Below are 22202 nucleotides of genomic sequence, written 5' to 3'. Positions count from 1 at the left end.
AGCGCCGCCTAGACGCCCCCTACTCACCGCTATGGGTAAGTTGTCGCCACTGGGCACGGAGGAGCCGAGCCGTTCCCAGGCCAGGCGGGCTGGCCGCAGTCGCATTCGTCCGAACGACCACACCGACCTTTCTGCCTATTCCACCCGTTTTGGCGGCTCGGTAAAGGGCTTCAATGTCGAGGAATACCTGTCGGTCAAGGAAGCACGCAAGCTCGACCTGTTCATTCAGTACGGTCTGGCCGCGGGTTTTCAGGCTGTTCGCAACGCCGGTCTGGAAGTTACCGACGCCAACCGTGAGCGCATTGGCGTGGCCATGGGTTCGGGCATCGGCGGTCTGACCAACATCGAAGAAACCAGCCGTACCCTGCATGAGACGGGCCCGCGTCGAATCTCGCCATTCTTCGTGCCAGGCTCGATCATCAATATGATTTCCGGTTTTCTGTCCATCCACCTGGGTGCACAGGGGCCGAACTACGCCATTGCCACGGCCTGTACCACCGGTACGCACTGCATTGGCATGGCGGCGCGCAACATCATGTACGACGAAGCCGACGTGATGATCGCCGGCGGTGCCGAAATGGCCGCGTGCGGTCTGGGCATGGGCGGCTTCGGCGCGTCCCGTGCGCTGTCCACCCGTAACGACGAGCCGACCCGCGCCAGTCGTCCCTGGGACAAGGGCCGTGATGGCTTCGTACTGTCCGACGGTGCCGGTGCTTTGGTACTCGAAGAACTCGAGCACGCCAAGGCCCGTGGCGCCACGATCTACGCCGAGCTGATCGGTTTTGGCACCAGTGGCGATGCGTTCCACATGACGTCGCCACCCGCCGACGGCGCCGGTGCTGCCCGCTGCATCACCAATGCGCTGCGCGATGCGAAGATCAATATCGACCAGGTGCAGTACATCAACGCCCACGGGACTTCGACCCCGGCCGGCGACCTTGCCGAAGCCAACGCGATCAAGACCGTGTTCGGTGATCACGCCTACAACCTGGCGGTCAGCTCCACCAAGTCGATGACCGGTCACCTGTTGGGTGCGGCGGGCGCGGTCGAGGCGATCTTCAGCGTGCTGGCAATCAACAGCCAAGTTGCACCGCCGACCATCAACCTCGACGAGCCGGATGAAGGCTGCGATCTCGATTTCGTGCCGCACACTGCGCGCAACATGGATATCGACGTCGTACTCTCCAACTCCTTCGGGTTTGGCGGGACCAACGGCACGTTGGCGTTCCGTCGGTTCGCCGGCTGATGGACAGCTGGGTCGACGGTCAGCCGGCTGACGCTCTGTCGCTGAAAGATCGCGGCCTGGCTTACGGCGATGGTCTGTTCGAGACCATTGCTGTGCGCGGCGGCCAGCCGCTGTTGCTGGATCGTCACCTGACGCGTCTGGCCGAAGGTTGCTCGCGTCTGGCCATCTCGGCCGATATCGAACAGGTTCGCCGCGAGCTGCTGGCTTATGCCGCGGCGATGGGCGAGGGCGTTCTCAAGCTGATCCTCACCCGTGGTGACGGCTTGCGTGGCTACGCGCCCGATCCAGCGGCGCAGGGCCGACGCATTCTGCAGGGCAATCCGCCTGCGGCTTATCCTGCTGTGCACGGTGAGCAAGGCGTACGCCTGTTTCCCTGCGTCACGCGGCTGGCGAATCAGCCGTTGCTGGCCGGACTCAAGCATCTCAACCGTCTTGAACAAGTGCTCGCCCGCGCCGAGTGGCGCGACAGCGAACACGCCGAAGGCTTGATGCTCGATCAGGCCGGGCGCGTCATCGAAGGTGTGTTCAGCAACCTGTTTCTGGTGCGCGACGGCGTACTGATTACCCCGGATCTGAAGCGCTGTGGCGTGGCCGGTGTGATGCGTGCTGAAATATTGTTTCAGGCCGAGTCGTTGGCCATCCCCACCCAAATCACCGACATCAGCCTCGAACAGCTGCAATGGGCTGATGAAGTCTTTGTGTGCAACAGCGTTTATGGCGTCTGGCCGGTACGCGCCTACGCTGCACTGAGCTGGCCGGTTGGCCCGCTCACCCGTAAACTGCAAACCATTGCCCGCGCGCTACTGGATGCCTGATTCGTGAGACGTAAACTCTTGCTGCTGCTGGAAACCGGACTGGTTCTGGCGGGGCTGCTGATGGGCGCCAGCGCCTGGAAAATTCATTCGGCGCTGGAACAGCCCCTGAACATCACGCAGGAAGAACTGCTGGATGTGCCGAAAGGCTCGACGCCGACCCGTACCTTTCTTGAGCTCGAAACCGATGGTGTGATCAAGGACGCCTTCTGGTTGCGCATCTACTGGCGCTTCAACCTGGCTGGTACGCCGATCCACAGTGGCGAATACCGCATGCAGCCGGGCATGACCGTCAACGGTCTGATCGACTTGTGGAAGCGTGGCGAAGTGGTGCAGTACAGCCTGACGCTGGTTGAAGGCTGGAACTTCCACCAGGTCCGTGCCGCGCTGGCAAAAGATGAAAAGATCGAGCAGACCCTCAAGGGTTTGAGCGACGCCGAAGTGATGGAGAAAATCGGTCATCGCGGATTGTTCCCCGAGGGGCGATTCTTCCCGGACACCTACCGCTTCGTACGGGGTTTTTCCGATGTCGAGTTGCTGAAGAAAGCCTTTGACCGTCTCGACGAGGTGTTGGCCAAGGAGTGGGAGAACCGCTCGGCCGATGCGCCGTACAGCGAGCCTTACCAGGCGCTGATCATGGCCTCGCTTGTGGAGAAGGAAACCGGTGTGCCGCAGGAGCGTGGGCAAATCGCCGGCGTGTTCGTGCGCCGCATGGCGCTGGGCATGCAATTGCAGACTGATCCGACGGTGATCTACGGCCTGGGCGAGCGCTACACCGGCAAGCTGACCCGTGCTCATCTCAAGGAGCCGACGCCGTACAACACCTATGTGATTCCCGGATTGCCGCCGACGCCGATTGCCATGGTCGGTCGCGAGGCGATTCATGCCGCGCTGAATCCGGTGGAAGGCACCAGTCTGTACTTTGTCGCCCGGGGTGACGGGAGCCATGTGTTCTCCGATGATCTGGATGCGCACAACAGTGCGGTGCGCGAGTTCCAGCTCAAGCGTCGTGCCGATTACCGCTCCAGCCCGGCCCCGACGAGCGCGCCGACTGCTCCCGCCACGGCCACCGAGGAGGCGACGCCTGCTGCGTCCCCCGATACCGCACCTGAGGCGCTGCCGCAGGTTCCCGCTCAGCAACCTGCGCCGACTCCGGCGCCGGCTGCCGAATCCGGGGCGACCGCACCGCAAAACGCGCAATGACTTTGATTAAGGACTGCCTGTGACTGGCTTGTTTATTACCCTGGAAGGCCCGGAAGGCGCCGGCAAGAGCACCAATCGCGAATACCTCGCCGAGCGCCTGCGCGCTGCGGGTATCGAGGTGGTGCTGACCCGTGAGCCCGGCGGTACGCCACTCGCCGAGCGCATCCGCGATGTGTTGCTGGCCCCGGCCGACGAAGTCATGAACCCGGATGCCGAGCTGTTGCTGGTATTCGCTGCGCGCGCTCAGCATCTGGCCGAAGTGATCCGCCCGGCGCTGGCTCGCGGCGCGGTGGTGCTGTGTGATCGTTTCACCGACTCGACTTATGCCTATCAGGGCGGCGGTCGTGGTTTGTCGCTGGAACGCATTGCTGCCCTGGAGACGTTCGTTCAGGGCGACCTGCGTCCGGATCTGACGCTGATTTTCGATCTGCCGGTGGAAATCGGCCTGGCCCGCGCCAGTGCCCGTGGCCGTCTGGATCGTTTCGAGCTGGAAGGCCGGGCGTTCTTCGAAGCGGTGCGCAATGCCTTTCTTGAGCGTGCCGAAGCCGATCCGGCGCGCTATGTACGCATCGATGCCGGTCAGCCTCTGGTCAAGGTTCAGCAATCGCTGGATACCTTGATTCCGAACCTGCTGGAGCTGACTCGTGGCTGAGGCCTATCCATGGCAGGACAGCCTCTGGCAGCAACTGGCCGGACGTAGCCAGCACGCCCACGCGTACCTGCTGCACGGCCCGGCCGGGATCGGCAAGCGCGCGCTGGCCGAGCGCCTGATGGCCAGCCTGCTGTGTCAGCGTCCTGCGCCCGAGGCGTGCGGCGAATGCAAATCCTGCCTGCTGCTCAAGGCCGGCAGCCATCCGGACAATTACATCCTCGAGCCGGAGGAAGCCGACAAGGCGATCAAGGTCGATCAGGTGCGCGATCTGGTCAGTTTCGTGGTGCAGACCGCGCAACTGGGCGGGCGCAAAGTGGTGCTGATCGAACCGGTGGAGTCGATGAACATCAACGCCGCCAACGCCTTGCTCAAGAGCCTCGAAGAGCCGTCCGGCGATACCGTGCTGTTGCTGGTCAGCCACCAGCCGAGCCGTTTGCTGCCGACGATCAAGAGCCGCTGCGTGCAGCAGGCGTGTCCGCTGCCGGGTGAGGCCATGAGCCTGCAATGGCTGGCGCAGGCGTTGCCGGAGTGCTCTGAAGAGGAGCGCGTCGAATTGCTGACGCTGGCAGCCGGTTCACCACTGGCGGCGGTCAGTCTGCAGTCCCAGGGTGTTCGCGAACAGCGTGCGCAGGTCGTTGAAGGGGTGAAGAAGTTGCTCAAGCAGCAGCAGTCGCCGACGCAACTGGCCGAAGAATGGAAAAACATTCCGATGCTGCGCCTGTTCGACTGGTTCTGCGACTGGTCGAGCCTGATCCTGCGCTATCAGCTGACTCAGGACGAAACCGGTCTCGGTCTGACCGACATGCGCAAAGTCGTGCAATATCTGGCGCAGAAGAGCGCCCAAGGCAAAGTCCTCGATATTCAGGACTGGATTCTCGCTCAGCGGCAGAAAGTCCTGAGCAAAGCCAACCTCAATCCGGCCTTGCTGCTGGAAGCATTGTTGGTGCAATGGGCGGGATTGCCTGGCCAAAGATAAGAATGTGTACCTAGACTCTGAACATCAGCAGTGGAGGTCAGCATGAATGAAGCCATCAGCCCGGGGCCGCGTAACGGCATCCTGTCCCTGACCATCAAGGACAAATCGGTGCTCTACGCCGCCTACATGCCGTTCATCAAGAACGGTGGCCTGTTCATCCCGACCAACAAGAGCTACAAGTTGGGCGACGAGGTGTTCATGCTGCTGAACCTGATGGACGAGGCGGAGAAGATTCCGGTGGCCGGCAAGGTTGCCTGGATTACTCCCAAAGGCGCCCAGGGCAACCGCGCAGCCGGCGTCGGCGTGCAATTCAACGATGGCGACAACACCGCCCGCAGTCGCATCGAAACCCATCTGGCCGGAGCACTGAAATCCGACCGTCCCACTCATACGATGTAAGTTGCAGTCTCTTTTATGCTCGTAGATTCCCATTGTCACCTTGATCGCCTCGACCTCGCCGCCCATGACGGTTCGCTGGATGCTGCACTCGATGCGGCGCGCCAGCGCGGGGTAGGGCACTTCCTGTGCATCGGCGTGAGTGCCGATAACGCCGCCGACGTCAAAGCCCTCGCCGAGCGCTATGACGACGTCGATTGCTCGGTCGGTGTGCATCCGCTGGATGTGCAACCGGGCGCGGCGCCGGCGCTGGACTGGCTGCTGCACGAGCTCAATCACCCGAAAGTGGTGGCGATCGGCGAAACCGGTCTGGATTATCACTACGAACCGGAAGCCGCCGAGCTGCAGCAGGAATCCTTCCGTCTGCACCTGCAAGCCGCGCAGCAGACCGGCAAACCGGTGATCATCCACACCCGTGGCGCCCGCGCCGATACCCTCGAGCTGCTGCGTGAAGCGGCGTTGCCGCAGGCCGGTGTCCTGCATTGCTTCACCGAAGACTGGGAGATGGCCAAAGCGGCGCTGGACATGGGCTATTACATTTCCCTGTCGGGCATCGTCACCTTCCGCAATGCCGACGCTTTGCGCGATGTGGCGAGCAAGGTGCCGGCCGATCGCCTGCTGGTGGAGACCGATTCGCCGTATCTGGCGCCGATCCCGTATCGCGGCAAGCCGAACCTGCCGCAATACGTGCGCGAAGTCGCGGAGTTTCTGGCGATGCTGCGCGGTGAGAACTACGAACGTTTCGCCGAGCAGACCACCGAGAACTTCAAGCGACTGTTTCCATTGGCACATGTAAAAGACTGACCGTGTAGGAGCTGCCGCAGGCTGCGATCTTTAAAGAATCAACATCAAAAGATCGCAGCCTGCGGCAGCTCCTACCGGTGCGATGTGCGTAATGACAGGGATTTGCGCCAAATCGCAGGCAAAAAAAACCCGGGTTCTGGGGGGTGAATCCGGGTTAAGACCATTAGGAGTAAAACAAAGGCACGCGGTCCCTTGGTACCTTTACCGGCACGGCACTTGGGGGAGATGCCGCCCGACAGTTCAAGTATTGATCAGTCTGGCGTGCAGTCCAGTTAGCCGGTCGGGGTTTTTAAACAAATTTGGAATACGTGCGCTTCGGTTGAGTTCTCATTGCACCCCTGGCGTTCGCAAAATGAACAAGAAACACAGATATGGTCGGATGATCCGTGCATTTTTGCGCAAGTTAGGCATAATACGCGGCTTCGAATTTTGACCCCTACAGACCTTTTCTTATGCACAAAGAACCTCGTAAGGTCCGTGAGTTTCGTCGCCGCGAGCAAGAAATTCTCGATACCGCGCTCAAGCTGTTCCTCGAACAAGGTGAAGACAGTGTCACCGTCGAGATGATTGCTGATGCCGTGGGTATCGGCAAAGGCACGATCTACAAGCATTTCAAATCCAAGGCCGAGATTTATCTGCGGCTGATGCTCGATTACGAGCGTGATTTGAATGAGCTGCTGCATTCGGCCGATGTCGATAAGGACAAGGAAGCGCTGTCCCGTGCCTACTTCGAATTCCGCATGCGCGACCCGCAGCGCTACCGTCTGTTCGACCGTCTCGAAGAGAAGGTGGTAAAAGGCAATCAGGTGCCGGAAATGGTCGAGGAGCTGCACAAGATCCGTGCCTCGAACTTCGAACGCCTGACCTTGCTCATCAAGGGCCGGATCAGCGAAGGCAAGCTCGAAGACGTGCCGCCGTACTTCCACTACTGCGCGTCCTGGGCGCTGGTGCACGGCGCGGTGGCGCTGTATCACTCGCCGTTCTGGAGCAATGTGCTGGAAGATCAGGAAGGTTTCTTCCAGTTCCTGATGGACATCGGCGTGCGCATGGGCAACAAGCGCAAGCGTGATCCGGAAACCCCGAGCAGCTGAATCATTCAGCGGCCTTATTGCGCCATGATTTCGCTACATGACGCAGTACCGCAGGAATATACTCAGGCATAGGGCTTGCTAAAACTTGATTTGTGAGTCAAGTTTTAGCGGCTCGAAATTCTATCGCCGGGGTGATCATGATCGTTGACCGTCAAGGCAGGCGTTTTCGCAATTTGCGCATCAGCCTGACCTCAGCCTGCAATTACGCCTGTACCTACTGCGTGCCCAATGGCAAGCGGCTGGTGGCTGCGCAGGATGAACTGTCGGCCGAGGCCATGGCGCGCGGCGTGGCGTATCTGATCGAAGCCGCCGGCATCGAGCGTTTGCGCATCACCGGTGGCGAGCCGCTGGTCAGCCCCAAACTCGAATCTTTCATGAGTGCCGTCGGCAAGATGGGCCTGGAAGACATCAGCCTGACCACCAACGGTCAACTCCTGGCGAAAAAACTGCCGCTGCTGGTGGATGCCGGTCTGCGCCGGATCAACGTGTCCCTCGATACCCTGGATGCCGGCGCCTTCCGCAGCATCGCCCGTGGCGGCGATCTGGCGACCGTGCTCGATGGCATGGACCAGGCGAAAGCGGCGGGGCTGAAGATCAAGGTCAACATGGTGCCGTTGCGCGGGCAGAACCTGGATCAGGTGATGCCGCTGCTCGATTACTGCCTGGAACGTGGCTATGAATTGCGCTTCATCGAGCTGATGCGCATGGGCCACCTCGCCACCGACTCCAATGCCTTCCTGCAACAGTTCGTCAGCCTGCAGCAACTGCTGAGCTTGATTGGCGAGCGCTACGAGTACGCCCAGGCCGATGCGCCGGTGGATGCCACGGCCGTGCGCTATGCGATTCCGGGGCTCGGCCACTTCGGCGTGATCGCCAACGAAAGCGTGCCGTTCTGCAGAACCTGTTCGCGCTTGCGTCTGTCGTCGACCGGCTGGCTGCATGGCTGCCTGTCGTCGAGCAACCGCCACTATGTCGGCGATCTGCTCGACAAGCCGCGCCATCAGGCATTGCCGGCGTTGCAGCGCTTGCTGGTCAAGGCGTTGGGCGACAAGCAGGAAGTGGCGTTCTCCGGTGGCGCGACCGTCATGAAGATCATCGGCGGCTGAACCCTCTTTTTCGCGAGCAGGCTCGCTCCCACAGGGTTTTTGGTAATCCTGTGGGAGCGGGCTTGCTCGCGAAAGCAATCCATCATTCGCCAAAGAACCTGAGCTGGCGCAAAAGCTGCATCCAACGGCCATTCGCCGGTTTTCCGTCACCGGCTTCTGGAGGATGAGGATGCGTAGCCTGGTTTTGCTGCTGGCCGTTTTGGCGCTTGGCGGCTGTATGACTGTCAGCGATATGGCCGAAGGCACTCGCTATCAGATGAGCGACGCGGGGCTGCTCGATCACAGCGACAGCCGTCGGGTGAACAACTTCCGTATTCAGCCGGACTCGTTCATCTACATCGCTCAGGGCGCCTTTGCGCCGCCGGGTGGTTCCTATCCGCGGCCGAACGTAGTGGCTGAAGAAGCCTTCAAGGGTTTTGTCGAATACTTCCCGATGGTCCGCCGCGCGCGTGCACCGGAAGGTCTCGATCAGGCGTTGGGCGAAGCTCGCGATGCGGGCGCGCACTACCTGCTGTACACCCGTTTCGCCAAGGCTGACGACCGTATCGGCAACTCTGATGAGTGGCTCGATCAGGAAGCCGTGGATCGCCTCGGCATCGACGGCGGGGTGATTCAAATCATGTTGATCGAGACCAGCACCCAGTATTTGATTGATACTGCACGGATCAAGAGTCGTGGCGGTTTACTGACGTTCCACGACAACAAACCGGAAGACCTGATCGGCCCGCCACTGGCGCAATACGCGCGCAGCCTGCTGGGGATCGGCGACCAATAAACCAAGGAGTACGCCATGAGTGGCCCGCAAAAAGCCAATGACCTGTTGGGACAGATCCCCAAAACCAAAGGCCTGCCGCCGGTGCACTTGTGGAACCCGGACTTCTGCGGCGACATCGACATGCGCATCGCCCGCGACGGCACCTGGTACTACCTGGGTACGCCGATCGGGCGCAAGCCGATGGTCAAGCTGTTCTCTACCATCATCCGCCGCGACGGCGATGATTACTTCCTGATTACCCCGGTCGAAAAGGTCGGGATCAAGGTCGACGACGCGCCGTTCGTGGCGATTGCCGTGGAGGTCGAAGGGGAGGGCGAAGCGCAGGTCCTGCGCTTCACCTCCAACGTCGAGGAGACCGCCGAGGCCGGGCCGGAACATCCGATCCGCGTCGAGATCGATCCGTCGACCCAGGAACCTGCGCCTTATGTGCATGTGCGCAGCAACCTCGAAGCGCTGATTCACCGCAATGTGTTCTACCAACTGGTGGAACTGGCGGTCAGTCGTGAAATCGACGGGCAGCGCTGGTTGGGCGTGTGGAGCTGCGGCGAGTTCTTCCGCATCGGCCTCGAACCTTAAACACAACCCCCTGTAGGAGTGAGCCTGCTCGCGATAGCGGTGGATCAATCACTGTTGCTGGTGACTGACACACCGCTATCGCGAGCAGGCTCACTCCTACAGGGTTTTATTTTTCAGTAGAAAATCCCGATTGACTGTCAATCATATGATGATTAGCGTGGACACCCATCGCGATCGGCTTTGAGGTGCCCATGTCCAGCAGCTTTCATGCGTCAACGGTCGATTGGTTGGGTAGCTGGATTGCTGCCGGCCAGGTCAAACCGGGGCAGGCGATCAAGGTCGAGGCGGATCTGGGCGAACAGCTCGGTGTCAGCCGCACGGTGATTCGCGAAGCGATCAAGACCCTGGTCGCCAAAGGCATGCTTGAAGTCGGGCCGAAAGTCGGCACCCGCGTGTTGCCGGTACGGCGCTGGAACCTGTTCGATCCGCAAGTCGTCGGCTGGCTGTCGCGCAATGGCTTGCCGGAAAATTTTGTCGATGACCTGCTCGACCTGCGTCGCACCATTGAACCGATGGCCGTGCGCTGGGCCTGCGAGCGCGCCAGCCTGGAACAGATCCAGGCGGTGCAACTGGCCTACAACGCGCTGGAGCGGGCGGTCGACAGCGGCATTGATTACAACCGCGCCGACCAGGCTTTCCACGAATGTATTCTGGCGGCCAGCCACAACCAGTTCATCGAGCAAATGGTCCCGGCCCTCGGCGCCTTGCTCGCCGTGTCGTTTGAAGTCTCGGCCGCCGACCCCGATGAACTGCGCCGCACATTACCGATCCACAAGGACATGGCCGACGCCATCGCCACCCGCGATGCCGCGCGCGGGGTGTGGGCCTGCATGACCCTGATCGACAATGCCGACCTCGCGATCAAGCGTTTTTACCCGCAGGTGATGGCCGACAAAAAAGCCAGCTGACAAAGCCTAAATTCCCCTGTGGGAGCGGGCTTGCTCGCGAAGGCGGGTATCAGACACGCCGCCTTCGACTGACACTCCGCTTTCGCGAGCAAGCCCGCTCCCACAGTAAAAGCCACAAGACCCAAGGAGTTGCCATGACGTCGACCGCCGTAACCCAACACCGCGCCAGACTCGGTGAAGGCCCGTTCTGGGACGCCCCCACCCAGGCGCTGTACTGGGTCGATATCGCCGGCCAGCAGGCGCTGCGGCTGATCGGTAACAACGTGCAGATCTGGCAGATGCCCGAGCACGTTTCGGCGTTCATTCCGTGTGCCAGCGGCGACGCGCTGGTGACCCTGAGCAGCGGCGTCTATCGCCTCGATCTCGATTCTCCCGGCCTCGAGCCGCGCCTGACGCTGTTCTGCATCGCCGACCCGCAACCGGGCAATCGGCCCAACGAAGCGCGCTGTGACGCCTTGGGTCGACTGTGGCTCGGCACCATGCAGAACAACATCGGCGACAACGGCGAAGACCTGCCGATCGTGCGCCGCTCCGGTGGCCTGTTCCGTATCGATCCCGATCAGCGCGTTACGCCATTGCTGCGCGGCCTGGGCATTCCCAACACCCTGCTGTGGAGCGACGACGGCACCACGCTGCTGTTCGGTGACAGCCTCGACGGGGCGCTCAATCGCTATTTCATTCACACCGACGGCAATCTGGGCAATGCTGAAATCTGGTACGGCCCTGACCGGAACGGCGGCCCGGACGGTTCGGCAATCGACGCCGATGGTTACGTGTGGAACGCACGTTGGGACGGTAGCTGCCTGCTGCGCCTGAGCCCGGAAGGCAAGGTCGAGCGCAAGATTGATCTGCCCGTCAGCCGACCGACCAGTTGCGTATTCGGCGGCGAAGATTTGAAAACCCTGTACATCACCAGTGCCCAGAGTCCGCACAACCATCCATTGGATGGCGCGGTCCTGTCGATGCGGGTCGATGTGCCGGGCAAACTCTGCACTCGGTTTGCAGGTTGAATCCCAAAATATGGGATGCAAAATTATATATTGAGATTATTCGGCGGTCGGGTTTATAGTCGGCTCCAGCAGTAACACGCACTCACACTTAAAAAGAACAAAACAGGTGAAGTGATGCAGCGAATCTCTATCGCACTCCTCAGCGGAGTCAGCGTCTCGCAACGGCCCGGTGTCGCTCACCGCGCCTGCCTGTTTCGTTTTTACAGCCTTCCAGACCGGACATCGTCAGATGCCCGGTTTTTTTGTGCTGACGAACAGGAGTCCTGATCCATGGCTGAACCTCTTTCCTTGCCGCCGGTGCCCGAGCCGCCGAAGGGTGAGCGTCTGAAAAACAAGGTCGTACTGTTGACCGGCGCAGCCCAAGGCATCGGCGAAGCCATCGTCGCCACCTTCGCCTCGCAGCAGGCCAGACTGGTGATCAGCGATATTCAGGCGGAGAAAGTCGAGAAGGTTGCCGCCCACTGGCGCGACAAGGGCTACGACGTGCAGGCGATCAAGGCCGACGTTTCGCGCCAGCATGACCTGCACGCCATGGCCAGACTGGCGGTCGAGCTGCACGGGCGCATCGACGTGCTGGTCAACTGCGCCGGGGTCAATGTATTCCGCGACCCGCTGCAAATGACCGAAGAAGACTGGCGCCGTTGCTTCGCCATCGACCTCGACGGCGCCTGGTACGGCTGCAAAGCCGTGCTGCCGCAGATGATCGAGCAGGGCGTCGGCAGCATCATCAACATCGCCTCGACCCATTCCAGCCACATCATTCCCGGCTGCTTCCCGTACCCGGTGGCCAAGCACGGCTTGCTCGGACTGACCCGGGCGCTGGGTATCGAGTACGCATCGAAGGGTGTTCGGGTCAATGCCATCGCCCCGGGCTACATTGAGACGCAACTGAACGTCGATTACTGGAACGGCTTTGCCGATCCGCAGGCCGAGCGTCAGCGTGCGTTTGATCTGCACCCGCCGAAACGCATCGGCCAGCCGCTCGAAGTGGCGATGACCGCAGTATTTCTGGCCAGTGATGAAGCGCCGTTTATCAACGCCTCGTGCATCACCATCGATGGTGGGCGCTCGGTGATGTACCACGACTGAATTGATGAGGTTTCAGGCGATGAACTCCGTCTGAAATCCAATCATCATACGATATGACTATTTTCAACAGGCTTTGCAGCAGTACGTGTCACGCCACCACACCTGTGGCGAGGGAGCTCGCTCCCGCTCGGCTGCGCAGCAGTCGTAAATTCGGGCTGCGCGGTGTGTTTGATTGACCGAGGTAACCGGTTTCAGGGCCGCTTCGCAGCCCAGCGGGAGCAAGCTCCCTCGCCATAAACTGTTTAATTTGCTCAAAAAAAATAACAAGGAGTCAGCTTATGAAACGTCGTTTCGGGATTCGTACCCTGTGCAGTGCCGCGCTGGCGGTCACCGCGTTCAGTCTCAGCAGTTCGCTGCTGGCTGCCGACACCGTGAAAATCGGTTTTCTGGTCAAGCAGGCTGAAGAGCCGTGGTTCCAGACCGAGTGGGCTTTCGCCGAGAAAGCCGCCAAGGACAAAGGCTTCGAACTGATCAAGATCGCCGTGCCGGACGGCGAGAAAACCCTCTCGGCCATCGACAGCCTTGCGGCCAACGGCGCCAAGGGCTTCGTGATCTGCCCTCCGGACGTCTCGCTCGGCCCGGCGATCATGGCCAAAGCCAAACTCAATGACCTCAAAGTGATTGCCGTCGATGACCGCTTCGTCGACGCCAACGGCAAGTTCATGGAAGACGTGCCGTACCTCGGCATGGCCGCTTTCGAAGTCGGCCAGAAGCAGGGTAACGCGATGGTCGCCGAAGCGAAGAAACGCAACTGGGACTGGAAAGACACCTACGCGGTGGTCAACACCTACAACGAGCTCGACACCGGCAAGAAGCGCACCGACGGTTCGATGAAGGCGCTCGAAGACGCCGGCCTGCCGAAAGACCACATCCTGACCGCCGCGCTGAAAACCCTCGACGTGCCGGGCAGCATGGACGCCACCAACTCGGCACTGGTCAAGCTGCCCAGTGCAGCGAAGAACCTGATCATCGGCGGCATGAACGACAACACTGTGCTCGGCGGCGTGCGCGCGACCGAAGCCGCCGGGTTCGCTGCGGCCAACGTGATCGGTATCGGCATCAATGGCACCGACGCCATCGGCGAGCTGAAAAAGCCCAACAGCGGTTTCTTCGGTTCGATGTTGCCAAGCCCGCACATCGAAGGCTACAAGACCGCCGAGATGATGTACGAGTGGGTCACCACCGGCAAAGAGCCGCCGAAGTACACGGCGATGGACGACGTCACCCTGATCACCCGCGAGAACTTCAAGCAAGAGCTGGAAAAAATCGGCCTGTGGAATTGATGGCTGCTCGATCGGTGTGAAGAGGTGACTCAGATGCACGCGCAAGTACAGACACATGCAAGCAGCGTCGGCGGCAGCCTGCGCTTCAACGGGATCGGCAAGACCTTCCCCGGGGTCAAGGCGCTGGACGCCATCAGCTTCGTCGCCCACCCGGGGCAGGTTCACGCCTTGATGGGCGAGAACGGTGCCGGCAAATCGACCCTGCTGAAAATCCTCGGTGGCGCCTACATTCCCAGCAGCGGCGAGTTGCAGATCGGCGAGCAGACCATGGCGTTCAAGTCGACCGCCGACAGCATTGGCAGCGGCGTCGCGGTGATTCACCAGGAGCTGCATCTGGTGCCGGAAATGAGCGTGGCGGAGAACCTGTTTCTCGGTCATCTGCCCGCCAGTTTCGGCCTGATCAATCGCGGTCTGCTGCGCCAGAATGCCTTGGCCTGCCTCAAGGGCCTGGCCGATGAAATCGATCCGCAGACCAAGGTCGGGCGCCTGTCGCTCGGTCAGCGGCAACTGGTGGAAATCGCCAAGGCGCTGTCCCGTGGCGCGCATGTGATCGCCTTCGATGAGCCGACCAGCAGCCTCTCGGCGCGCGAAATCGACCGTTTGATGGCGATCATCAGCCGCCTGCGCGATGAGGGCAAAGTGGTGCTCTACGTCTCGCATCGCATGGAAGAAGTGTTCCGCATTTGCGATGCAGTGACGGTGTTCAAGGATGGCCGTTACGTGCGCACCTTCGACGACATGAGCCAGTTGACCCACGATCAACTGGTGACTTGCATGGTCGGCCGCGACATTCAGGACATCTACGATTACCGCAGCCGTCCACGTGGCGCGGTGGCGTTGAAGGTCGATGGTCTGCTCGGCCCGGGCCTGCGTGAGCCGGTGAGTTTCGAAGCGCACAAGGGCGAGATTCTCGGCCTGTTCGGCCTGGTCGGGGCCGGGCGCACCGAACTGTTTCGCTTGCTCAGCGGGCTTGCGCGCAACAGCGCCGGACGCCTCGAATTGCGCGGCCATGAACTGAAGCTGCGCTCACCGCGCGATGCGATTGCCGCCGGGATCCTGCTGTGCCCCGAGGACCGGAAAAAAGAGGGGATCATCCCGCTGGCCAGCGTTGCCGAGAACATCAACATCAGCGCGCGCGGCGCCAATGCCAGCCTCGGCTGCCTGCTGCGCGGGCTGTGGGAAAAGGGCAACGCCGACAAGCAGATCAAGGCGCTGAAAGTCAAAACCCCGCACGCCGGGCAGCAGATCAAATTCCTTTCCGGCGGCAATCAGCAGAAGGCCATTCTCGGTCGCTGGCTGTCGATGCCGATGAAGGTCTTGCTGCTCGATGAGCCGACTCGCGGCATCGACATCGGGGCCAAGGCCGAGATCTACCAGATCATCCATAACCTGGCCGCCGACGGTATTTCGGTGATCGTGGTGTCCAGCGACCTCATGGAGGTGATGGGCATTTCCGACCGCATTCTGGTGCTCTGCGAAGGCGCGCTGCGCGGTGAAGTCAGCCGCGACCAGGCCAATGAATCCAACTTGCTGCAACTGGCTTTGCCGCGCCATCGCGCTGACGGCGTGGCGAACTGAGAGGTGAACATGATGACCATCCAAAACAAGGCGCTGCCGACTCCCCGCAAACCGCTGGACCTGCGGCGCTTCCTCGATGACTGGGTCATGCTGCTGGCAGCCATCGGCATCTTCATCGCCTGTACCTTGCTGATCGACAACTTCCTCTCGCCGCTGAACATGCGCGGGCTGGGCCTGGCGATTTCCACTACCGGCATTGCCGCCTGCACCATGCTCTACTGCCTGGCGTCGGGGCACTTCGACCTGTCGGTGGGTTCGGTAATCGCCTGCGCCGGGGTCGTCGCAGCGGTGGTGATGCGCGACACCAACAGCGTGTTCCTCGGCGTCAGCGCAGCGCTGGTGATGGGCCTGATTGTCGGGCTGATCAACGGCATCGTGATTGCCAAGCTGCGGGTCAATGCGTTGATTACCACGTTGGCGACCATGCAGATCGTCCGTGGTCTGGCCTACATTTTTGCCAACGGCAAAGCGGTGGGGGTGTCGCAGGAATCGTTCTTCGTCTTCGGCAACGGCCAGTTGTTCGGCGTGCCGGTGCCGATCCTGATCACCATCGTCTGCTTCCTGTTTTTCGGCTGGTTGCTGAACTACACCACCTACGGGCGCAACACCATGGCCATCGGTGGCAACCAGGAAGCGGCGTTGCTCGCCGGGGTGAATGTCGACCGGACCAAGATCATCATCTTCGCCGTGCACGGTGTGATCGGTGCGCTGGCCGGGGTGATTCTCGCTTCGCGCATGACCTCCGGGCAGCCGATGATTGGCCAGGGTTTCGAGCTGACCGTGATCTCGGCGTGTGTGCTCGGCGGCGTGTCGCTGAGCGGCGGGATCGGCATGATCCGCCACGTGATTGCCGGGGTGCTGATCTTGGCGATCATCGAGAATGCGATGAACCTGAAGAACATCGATACGTTTTATCAGTATGTGATTCGCGGTTCGATTCTGTTGTTGGCCGTCGTCATCGACCGCCTCAAACAACGCTGATTCTATCTGTCGAAGCATAATTTTGTGGCGAGGGAGCTTGCTCCCGCTCGGCTGCGCAGCAGTCGCAAATCCGGACAGTGCGGAGTGTCAGACTCACCGCTGTCACCGGATTTGGGGCCGCTCCGCAGCCCAGCGGGAGCAAGCTCCCTCGCCACAGTTATGCATTCCTTCTGTCCGAACCCCTAAAAACCCCTTGCCCGCCCGCGCCCGTTTCGGGTATCAATTTGTACATGATTAGACAGGTACGATTTGACAAGAAACAACGGGTGGTCGACGAACTCGTCCGGCGCATCGAAAGCGGCCTCATGGAGGACGGCTTTCTGTTGCCCGGCGAGCATCAGTTGGCTCAGGAATTCAATGTCAGCCGCGGCACATTGCGCGAAGCGCTGGCCGAGCTGAAGCGGCGCAATTACATCGCCACGCAAAGCGGGGTCGGCTCGATCGTCACGTTTGACGGTGTGGTGCTCGACCAGCGCAGCGGCTGGGCGCAGGCGCTGGCCGACAGCGGGGCGCTGATCAACACCGAGATTCTGCGTCTGGAAGCCGTGACCCGGCCCGATCTGCTCTCGCGTTTCGGCACTGACCAGTTCATCACCCTCGACCGCCGTCGTCGTTCCAACGACGGCACCTTGGTGTCCCTCGAACGCTCCTTGATGCCGGCCTCTGGCGGCCTGGAAAGCCTGCCGCGCGTTGGTTTGATTGACAACTCGCTGACCATCACCCTCGCTGCCTACGGTTACATCGGCGAGCGCGGCGATCAGTGGATCGGCGCCGAACCGCTGAGTGCCGAAGACGCCGAACTGCTCGGGCGCCCGGTGGGTACCGTGTTCCTCAAGGCCCTGCGCACCACCTACGACCGGCAGAACCGTTTCATGGAGCAGGTCGAAAGCCTGCTCGATCCGGTGCATTTCCGCCTGCACCTGCAATTTGGAGAATCGAAATGACCGCGCTCAACCGTGCCCTCGGTGCGTTTTATGGCCTGGCCCTCGGTGATGCGTTGGGCATGCCGACGCAATCGCTGAACCGCGAAACGATCAAGACCCGCTTCGGCCGGATCACCGATCTGCAGGACGCCGGTCCTCTGCAGCCGATCGCCGCCAACATGCCCAAGGGTTCGATCACCGATGACACCGAACAGGCGATTCTGGTCGGCGAATTGCTGATTGAAGGCAAGGGCCGCATCGAGCCGGCAGTCCTCGCCCAGCGCCTGATCGAATGGGAAGCCGAGATGCAGGCCAAGGGTTCGCAGGATCTGCTCGGCCCGTCGACCAAACGCGCCATTGAAATGATCCTCGCCGGCCACTCGCCGGAGGAGGCCGGGCGTTACGGCACCACCAACGGCGCGGCCATGCGCATCACTCCGGTGGGCATCGCGGCAGACGTTGCCGACCCCGAGCGCTTCATCGCGGCCGTGGTCCAGGCCTGTCAGGTCACGCACAACACCACGCTGGGGATTTCCAGCGCGGCGGCGGTCGCGGCGGTGGTCTCGGCCGGGATCAACGGCATGGATCTGGGCGAGGCGCTGAACCTCGGCCAGCAGATTGCGCAACAGGCCGAGGCACATGGGCACTGGGTCGCCGGTGGGCGTATCGCATCGCGCATCAGTTGGGCGCGGACCATCAGCGTCGACAGCGACAAGGCATTGCTGGCGGATCTGCTGTACGACGTGATTGGCACTTCGGTGGCGTCGCAGGAATCGGTGGTGGTGTCGTTCGCGCTGGCGCAGCAAGTGGCGGTTGGCGAGATGAGCGCATTTGATGCGTTGTGCATGGCCGCCAGCCTTGGCGGTGACACCGACACCATCGCAGCGATTCTTGGCGCCATGCTCGGGGCCTGCCTGGGTCTTGAGAGCTGGCCGGCGCCGATGATTGCCACGGTCAAAGCGGTCAATCATCTGGAGCTTGAACCCCTTGTGAAAGGACTCCTCACCTTACGCTGAGGAACCCTGTGTAGGAGCTGCCGAAGGCTGCGATCTTTTGATCTTCAGCAGTCTTCAGACAGCCGGAAAATCAAGATCAAAGGATCGCAGCCTGCGGCAGCTCCTACAGGAGATGTGCAGGCGATTGAATTGCCCACAACCACAATAAAGGCAAACAGGAGCACTGTTCATGAGTTCATCAAACGCCGGGCAAAGCGCCGGGCAACTGGAAACCCGCGGCATCGAGCCGGTGCCGGAAGGCGAGTGCAACGGTCATCCGCTGCAACTGTTCTGGGTCTGGTTCGCCGCCAACATTTCCATTCTCGGCCTGCCGCTGGGGGCCACGCTGGTGGCGTTTCGCGGGTTGGCGATCTGGCAGGCGATCATCGTCGCGATCGTTGGCGCCGCCGGTTCATTCGCGGTGGTCGGGATCATCTCGATTGCCGGCCGCCGTGGCCGTGCGCCGAGCCTGACCCTGTCGCGAGCGATCTTCGGCGTGCGCGGCAACATCGGCCCGACGCTGGTCTCGCTGATGTCGCGGCTAGGCTGGGAAACCGTCAACACCACCACCGCCGCGTTCGTGCTGCTGTCGTTGTGCTCGATCCTGTTCGGCTCCCCGGTGGAAGCGAAAAGCGCGCCGCTGCTGACGCTGATCTTCATCGCGATTTTCGTCCTGCTGACCCTGTCGGTTTCCGGCCTCGGTCACGCCACCTTGCTGGTGATCCAGAAGTGGGCGACCTACGTGTTCGGTGCGCTGAACATTCTGGTCGGTGGCTTTCTCTGTGCCACCATCGACTGGAGCGCCGTATTCAACGCCACGCCTGCGCCGATCAGCGCGATGATCATCGGCATCGGCACCATGGCCGCCGGCACCGGGATCGGCTGGGCCAACGCCGGCGCCGACATGTCGCGCTATCAGCACCGCAGCGTCAAGGCTGTGCGACTGGTCGCTTCGGCGGCGTTCGGCGCTGGGATTCCGCTGGTGCTGCTGATCACCCTCGGCGGTCTGCTGTCGGTGGGCAACAACGATCTCGCCTCGGCGACTGACCCGATCGTGGCGATCCGCGACATGCTGCCGACGTGGATGGCTGTGCCATACCTGATCACTGCGTTCGGCGGTCTGCTGCTGTCGAACAACCTCTCAGTGTATTCCGCCGGTCTGACCACGCTGACCCTCGGCCTGAAGGTCAAGCGCGTCTATGCGGTGGTGGTGGATATCGTCGCGATCTTCGCCGGTTCGATCTACTTCATGCTGATCGCTGACAGCTTCTACGGGCCGTTCATCACCTTCATTTCGCTGCTGGCGGTGCCGATCACTGCATGGGTCGGGATCTTCGTCGTTGACCTCCTTCATCGTCACTACTACAGCCCCAAAGATCTGCTCGACGTCAGCCCGAGCAGCGCCTATTGGTATCGCGGCGGCATCGAGTGGCGTGCGTTCGGCGCGTGGGCGATTGCCATCGTGCTCGGCTTCAGTTTCACCACCATCGGCACCACCGCCGAGAACGTCTGGTTCAAGGGCTTTCTGTCCGACTCGTGGCTGGGCCACAACGGCCTCGGCTGGATCGTGACCTTCGTGGTGGCCGGTGGCATTTACTGGGTTCTTGGTGGGGCGAAAGATCGCCGCGCCGCGCAAGTCGAGAATGCTCATGCCTAAGATGTTGCACACCGGCCAGGTCATCATCGACCTGGTCATGGCCGTGGATCAGCTGCCGCAAATCGGCGGCGATGTGCTGGCGCAGTCTGCCGCTTTCGAGGCCGGCGGCGGCTTCAACGTGATGGCAGCAGCCGTGCGCAATGGTTTGCCAGTGGTCTATCTCGGTCGCCACGGCACCGGGCGTTTCGGTGATCTGGCGCGCCAGGCGATGAACGCTGAAGGTATTCATATCGGCGTCGAACAACCGGCGCAGCGCGACACCGGTTTGTGCGTGGCGCTGACTGACTCATCGGCCGAACGCAGTTTCATTTCCTACATCGGCGCCGAAGGCGAGGTAACACGAGACGACCTGAACAGCGTGGCCGCCGAGGCGGGCGATTACGTTTATGTGAGCGGTTACAGCCTGCTGCACGCAGGTAAGGCGCAGGCGCTGCTGGACTGGACGCTGGCGCTGCCAGAGGTGATCAGCGTGGTGTTCGATCCAGGCCCGTTGGTGGAATCGCCGGATTCACCCCTGATGCAGGCGCTGTTGCCGCGCATCGATGTGTGGACCAGCAACAGCGTGGAAGCGCTGCGCTTTACCGGGGCTGCGGACATTGCGGCGGCCTTGGATCGTCTCTCCGAGCATTTACCGAAAGACGTGCTGATGGTGGTGCGCGACGGGCCGCAGGGGTGCTGGATCCAGCAGGCTGGCGAGCGTCGGCAGGTGCCGGGGTTTGCCGTGAAAGCGGTCGACAGCAACGGCGCGGGTGATGCTCATGCCGGGGTGTTCGTGGCCGGATTGGCGCAGGGTTTGAATGCGCTTGAGGCGGCACGCCGGGCGAATGCGGCGGCGGCTTTGGCGGTGACGCGTTGGGGGCCGGCGACTGCGCCGGGGGCGGCTGAAGTGGATGGGTTTATCCGCGAAGTCTGCGGCGACTGATCTGGCGCTTTCGCTGGCAAGCCAGCTCCCACAGGTTTACAGGGTGAAACGCAAATTTGTGTACCCCGCAATCCCTGTGGGAGCTGGCTTGCCAGCGATAAGGCCATCAGCCTCACAGCAAAATCAACCGGCCTTGCGCAAAGCCGCAATCAACTCATCCTTGCGCATCGAAGAGCGCCCGGCGATATTCTTCGCCCGCGCCTCTTTCCTCAAACTGTCCACGGTCTGCGTCTCGCGCGATGCCTTGCTGTCGCGCGCATGTCCTTCGCGACTGGCCACCGCACGCCGCGATGATTCCTTGCGATCTTCGGACTTGGCGTTCGCCGGTTTCCTGCGCCCCGAGCCGCCAGCCTTTTCGCCGCCGCCCGACTGTTTGTTGACCGTCGCCCAGGCCCGCGCTTCGGCTGCATCCTTCGACAAGCCTTTTTTCTCATAGCTGTCTTCGATGTGTTCGGCCTTGCGCTTCTGTTCGGCGGTGTATTTGTCTTTGCTTCCACGAGGCATGGGATTTCTCCTCTTGTGTGCAGATTCGGCCGCTCGCCGCACCGGCAGCGAGCGGCCTGAGGACTACTGCAAATCCAGCTTGCGCGCCGCTTCGACGCCGGCCGCACTGAGCTTGATCGGCAGATTCAACGAATGCTCGCCGGCCTCGTTGCAGGTCACGTGCCCGTGGTGGATCAGTCCGCGATCCTGCAGGGCGGCGAGAGCGCTGGCGACGACTTTCTCACCGCGATAATTATCCAGCACCTCTTTACCCAATCCGCTTGGATGGGCGTGCAGCAGGCGGGTGAGGACTTCTTTTTCCAGGTTTTTATCGACGTTCATGGTTACCTCTTCATGGATGTGAATAGGACGCTCGCGTCGGCGAACTACTGGCCGCCGCCCTCGGAGCCCGAACCACCGGTGGTGGTTTTCGAGCCGATGCCGGGGCCGGCGTTGTCGGGTGTGGCAGGGGAATCGGGGGTGTTCATGCCACCCTGGCGGCCGGGGTCACTGCCTTGGGTGCGTGGGTCGGTGCCGGTGGCCGGTGGCTGGTTGATCAACGGCACCCCGGAACCATCGGTGTTCATGCCCGGAGCACTATTGATGGCGGGCGCTCGCGGAGAGGGCACCGGATCGGTGGGGCCGGTTCCGGCAGCGGTGGTGGTCGCGGCAAATACCGCGGGGCAGAGCAGAGCGGTGAAAACCAGGGCAGTCAACCTTGACGGGATCATAGGGC

At 61.6% G+C, this 22202-nt stretch carries 24 protein-coding genes; 21 read left to right on the top strand and 3 right to left on the bottom strand.

Translation table 11 applies throughout. The features are described from left to right. Positions 1 to 31: 31 nt before the first annotated feature. The 21 genes from fabF (at position 32) to ACIOUG_RS20820 (ending at position 20983) form a co-directional block, all read left to right on the top strand. Positions 32 to 1246: a beta-ketoacyl-ACP synthase II gene (fabF, locus tag ACIOUG_RS20920; RefSeq protein WP_401068356.1), complete on the top strand. Its 1215-nt coding sequence runs from the start codon at positions 32 to 34 to the stop codon at positions 1244 to 1246. Beyond that, entirely contained in the window at positions 1246 to 2061 is an 816-nt protein-coding gene (gene pabC, locus ACIOUG_RS20915) for an aminodeoxychorismate lyase (RefSeq protein WP_401068352.1), read from the top strand. The genes fabF and pabC overlap by 1 nt, the downstream gene beginning before the upstream one ends. 3 nt (positions 2062 to 2064) lie before the next feature. Further along, positions 2065 to 3261 (top strand): endolytic transglycosylase MltG, encoded by a 1197-nt coding sequence (mltG, locus tag ACIOUG_RS20910; RefSeq protein ID WP_401068350.1) that lies wholly within the window; start codon positions 2065 to 2067, stop codon positions 3259 to 3261. 19 nt (positions 3262 to 3280) lie between these two features. Continuing rightward, complete coding sequence (tmk, locus tag ACIOUG_RS20905; protein WP_401068348.1) at positions 3281 to 3913, top strand: dTMP kinase; 633 nt, start codon at positions 3281 to 3283, stop codon at positions 3911 to 3913. After that, positions 3906 to 4889 (top strand): DNA polymerase III subunit delta', encoded by a 984-nt coding sequence (locus ACIOUG_RS20900; protein ID WP_401068346.1) that lies wholly within the window; start codon positions 3906 to 3908, stop codon positions 4887 to 4889. Before tmk ends, ACIOUG_RS20900 begins: the two co-directional genes overlap by 8 nt. Before the next feature lie 42 nt (positions 4890 to 4931). After that, positions 4932 to 5288 (top strand): PilZ domain-containing protein, encoded by a 357-nt coding sequence (locus ACIOUG_RS20895; RefSeq protein WP_007967607.1) that lies wholly within the window; start codon positions 4932 to 4934, stop codon positions 5286 to 5288. 15 nt (positions 5289 to 5303) lie between these two features. Next, positions 5304 to 6089 carry a TatD family hydrolase gene (locus ACIOUG_RS20890; protein WP_401068344.1) on the top strand — a complete coding sequence of 262 codons (786 nt, stop codon included), beginning with the start codon at positions 5304 to 5306 and terminating at the stop codon, positions 6087 to 6089. A gap of 452 nt (positions 6090 to 6541) precedes the next feature. Further along, positions 6542 to 7180 carry a TetR/AcrR family transcriptional regulator gene (locus tag ACIOUG_RS20885; protein ID WP_007950805.1) on the top strand — a complete coding sequence of 213 codons (639 nt, stop codon included), beginning with the start codon at positions 6542 to 6544 and terminating at the stop codon, positions 7178 to 7180. Between the two features lie 137 nt (positions 7181 to 7317). Then, a complete protein-coding gene (locus ACIOUG_RS20880) occupies positions 7318 to 8286 on the top strand; it encodes a GTP 3',8-cyclase MoaA (RefSeq protein WP_103484729.1) in 969 nt (322 codons plus the stop codon). 169 nt (positions 8287 to 8455) lie between these two features. Then, on the top strand, positions 8456 to 9061 hold the full coding sequence (locus ACIOUG_RS20875) for a DUF4823 domain-containing protein (RefSeq protein WP_400498716.1): 606 nt from the start codon (positions 8456 to 8458) through the stop codon (positions 9059 to 9061). Between the two features lie 15 nt (positions 9062 to 9076). After that, positions 9077 to 9637, top strand: a complete 561-nt coding sequence (locus ACIOUG_RS20870; protein ID WP_401068342.1) for a DUF1285 domain-containing protein — start codon at positions 9077 to 9079, stop codon at positions 9635 to 9637. Positions 9638 to 9828: 191 nt separating this feature from the next. Then, positions 9829 to 10545 carry a FadR/GntR family transcriptional regulator gene (locus ACIOUG_RS20865; RefSeq protein WP_401068340.1) on the top strand — a complete coding sequence of 239 codons (717 nt, stop codon included), beginning with the start codon at positions 9829 to 9831 and terminating at the stop codon, positions 10543 to 10545. 134 nt (positions 10546 to 10679) lie between these two features. Next, the gene (locus ACIOUG_RS20860; RefSeq protein ID WP_401068338.1) at positions 10680 to 11555 is read left to right on the top strand and encodes an SMP-30/gluconolactonase/LRE family protein; all 876 of its coding nucleotides are present in this window, start codon (positions 10680 to 10682) and stop codon (positions 11553 to 11555) included. A gap of 270 nt (positions 11556 to 11825) precedes the next feature. Then, positions 11826 to 12644 carry an SDR family oxidoreductase gene (locus ACIOUG_RS20855; RefSeq protein WP_401068337.1) on the top strand — a complete coding sequence of 273 codons (819 nt, stop codon included), beginning with the start codon at positions 11826 to 11828 and terminating at the stop codon, positions 12642 to 12644. A 278-nt stretch (positions 12645 to 12922) separates the two neighbouring features. Beyond that, entirely contained in the window at positions 12923 to 13927 is a 1005-nt protein-coding gene (locus ACIOUG_RS20850) for a substrate-binding domain-containing protein (protein ID WP_103520734.1), read from the top strand. A gap of 33 nt (positions 13928 to 13960) precedes the next feature. Further along, positions 13961 to 15505, top strand: a complete 1545-nt coding sequence (gene araG, locus ACIOUG_RS20845; protein WP_401068335.1) for an L-arabinose ABC transporter ATP-binding protein AraG — start codon at positions 13961 to 13963, stop codon at positions 15503 to 15505. A 12-nt stretch (positions 15506 to 15517) separates the two neighbouring features. After that, entirely contained in the window at positions 15518 to 16486 is a 969-nt protein-coding gene (gene araH / locus ACIOUG_RS20840; RefSeq protein WP_401068354.1) for an L-arabinose ABC transporter permease AraH, read from the top strand. Positions 16487 to 16716: 230 nt separating this feature from the next. After that, entirely contained in the window at positions 16717 to 17430 is a 714-nt protein-coding gene (locus ACIOUG_RS20835) for a GntR family transcriptional regulator (protein ID WP_401068334.1), read from the top strand. Beyond that, positions 17427 to 18425: an ADP-ribosylglycohydrolase family protein gene (locus ACIOUG_RS20830; protein WP_401068332.1), complete on the top strand. Its 999-nt coding sequence runs from the start codon at positions 17427 to 17429 to the stop codon at positions 18423 to 18425. The genes ACIOUG_RS20835 and ACIOUG_RS20830 overlap by 4 nt, the downstream gene beginning before the upstream one ends. A gap of 169 nt (positions 18426 to 18594) precedes the next feature. Next, positions 18595 to 20061: a purine-cytosine permease family protein gene (locus ACIOUG_RS20825; RefSeq protein WP_401068331.1), complete on the top strand. Its 1467-nt coding sequence runs from the start codon at positions 18595 to 18597 to the stop codon at positions 20059 to 20061. Continuing rightward, the gene (locus ACIOUG_RS20820) at positions 20054 to 20983 is read left to right on the top strand and encodes a PfkB family carbohydrate kinase (protein WP_401068329.1); all 930 of its coding nucleotides are present in this window, start codon (positions 20054 to 20056) and stop codon (positions 20981 to 20983) included. The genes ACIOUG_RS20825 and ACIOUG_RS20820 overlap by 8 nt, the downstream gene beginning before the upstream one ends. Positions 20984 to 21106: 123 nt before the next feature. Here the strand turns inward: ACIOUG_RS20820 and ACIOUG_RS20815 are convergent, their stop codons facing one another. From ACIOUG_RS20815 to ACIOUG_RS20805, 3 genes are all read right to left on the bottom strand, one after another. Then, positions 21107 to 21487 (bottom strand): Rho termination factor N-terminal domain-containing protein, encoded by a 381-nt coding sequence (locus ACIOUG_RS20815; RefSeq protein ID WP_401068327.1) that lies wholly within the window; start codon positions 21485 to 21487, stop codon positions 21107 to 21109. A 63-nt stretch (positions 21488 to 21550) separates the two neighbouring features. Continuing rightward, on the bottom strand, positions 21551 to 21808 hold the full coding sequence (locus ACIOUG_RS20810) for a hypothetical protein (protein ID WP_016986009.1): 258 nt from the start codon (positions 21806 to 21808) through the stop codon (positions 21551 to 21553). Positions 21809 to 21852: 44 nt separating this feature from the next. Further along, positions 21853 to 22197: a hypothetical protein gene (locus ACIOUG_RS20805; protein WP_401068325.1), complete on the bottom strand. Its 345-nt coding sequence runs from the start codon at positions 22195 to 22197 to the stop codon at positions 21853 to 21855. Positions 22198 to 22202 lie beyond the last annotated feature (5 nt).

Origin of the sequence: Pseudomonas sp. NPDC087803, from assembly GCF_044742995.1 — a bacterium.
Taxonomy (GTDB): Bacteria; Pseudomonadota; Gammaproteobacteria; order Pseudomonadales; family Pseudomonadaceae; genus Aquipseudomonas.
The sequence above is the reverse complement of the archived record's forward strand: the minus strand, read 5'-3'. Positions and strand labels throughout refer to the sequence as shown.

Bases quoted from the DNA above. Each gene is read 5' to 3' on its own strand.
- fabF (WP_401068356.1), top strand. From the start codon at position 32: ATGGGTAAGTTGTCGCCACTGGGCACGGAGGAGCCGAGCCGTTCCCAG.
- pabC (WP_401068352.1), top strand. From the start codon at position 1,246: ATGGACAGCTGGGTCGACGGTCAGCCGGCTGACGCTCTGTCGCTGAAA.
- ACIOUG_RS20895 (WP_007967607.1), top strand. From the start codon at position 4,932: ATGAATGAAGCCATCAGCCCGGGGCCGCGTAACGGCATCCTGTCCCTG.
- ACIOUG_RS20890 (WP_401068344.1), top strand. From the start codon at position 5,304: ATGCTCGTAGATTCCCATTGTCACCTTGATCGCCTCGACCTCGCCGCC.
- ACIOUG_RS20885 (WP_007950805.1), top strand. From the start codon at position 6,542: ATGCACAAAGAACCTCGTAAGGTCCGTGAGTTTCGTCGCCGCGAGCAA.
- ACIOUG_RS20880 (WP_103484729.1), top strand. From the start codon at position 7,318: ATGATCGTTGACCGTCAAGGCAGGCGTTTTCGCAATTTGCGCATCAGC.
- ACIOUG_RS20875 (WP_400498716.1), top strand. From the start codon at position 8,456: ATGCGTAGCCTGGTTTTGCTGCTGGCCGTTTTGGCGCTTGGCGGCTGT.
- ACIOUG_RS20870 (WP_401068342.1), top strand. From the start codon at position 9,077: ATGAGTGGCCCGCAAAAAGCCAATGACCTGTTGGGACAGATCCCCAAA.
- ACIOUG_RS20865 (WP_401068340.1), top strand. From the start codon at position 9,829: ATGTCCAGCAGCTTTCATGCGTCAACGGTCGATTGGTTGGGTAGCTGG.
- ACIOUG_RS20860 (WP_401068338.1), top strand. From the start codon at position 10,680: ATGACGTCGACCGCCGTAACCCAACACCGCGCCAGACTCGGTGAAGGC.
- ACIOUG_RS20855 (WP_401068337.1), top strand. From the start codon at position 11,826: ATGGCTGAACCTCTTTCCTTGCCGCCGGTGCCCGAGCCGCCGAAGGGT.
- ACIOUG_RS20850 (WP_103520734.1), top strand. From the start codon at position 12,923: ATGAAACGTCGTTTCGGGATTCGTACCCTGTGCAGTGCCGCGCTGGCG.
- araG (WP_401068335.1), top strand. From the start codon at position 13,961: ATGCACGCGCAAGTACAGACACATGCAAGCAGCGTCGGCGGCAGCCTG.
- araH (WP_401068354.1), top strand. From the start codon at position 15,518: ATGACCATCCAAAACAAGGCGCTGCCGACTCCCCGCAAACCGCTGGAC.
- ACIOUG_RS20835 (WP_401068334.1), top strand. From the start codon at position 16,717: ATGATTAGACAGGTACGATTTGACAAGAAACAACGGGTGGTCGACGAA.
- ACIOUG_RS20830 (WP_401068332.1), top strand. From the start codon at position 17,427: ATGACCGCGCTCAACCGTGCCCTCGGTGCGTTTTATGGCCTGGCCCTC.
- ACIOUG_RS20825 (WP_401068331.1), top strand. From the start codon at position 18,595: ATGAGTTCATCAAACGCCGGGCAAAGCGCCGGGCAACTGGAAACCCGC.
- ACIOUG_RS20820 (WP_401068329.1), top strand. From the start codon at position 20,054: ATGCCTAAGATGTTGCACACCGGCCAGGTCATCATCGACCTGGTCATG.
- ACIOUG_RS20815 (WP_401068327.1), bottom strand. From the start codon at position 21,487: ATGCCTCGTGGAAGCAAAGACAAATACACCGCCGAACAGAAGCGCAAG.
- ACIOUG_RS20810 (WP_016986009.1), bottom strand. From the start codon at position 21,808: ATGAACGTCGATAAAAACCTGGAAAAAGAAGTCCTCACCCGCCTGCTG.
- ACIOUG_RS20805 (WP_401068325.1), bottom strand. From the start codon at position 22,197: ATGATCCCGTCAAGGTTGACTGCCCTGGTTTTCACCGCTCTGCTCTGC.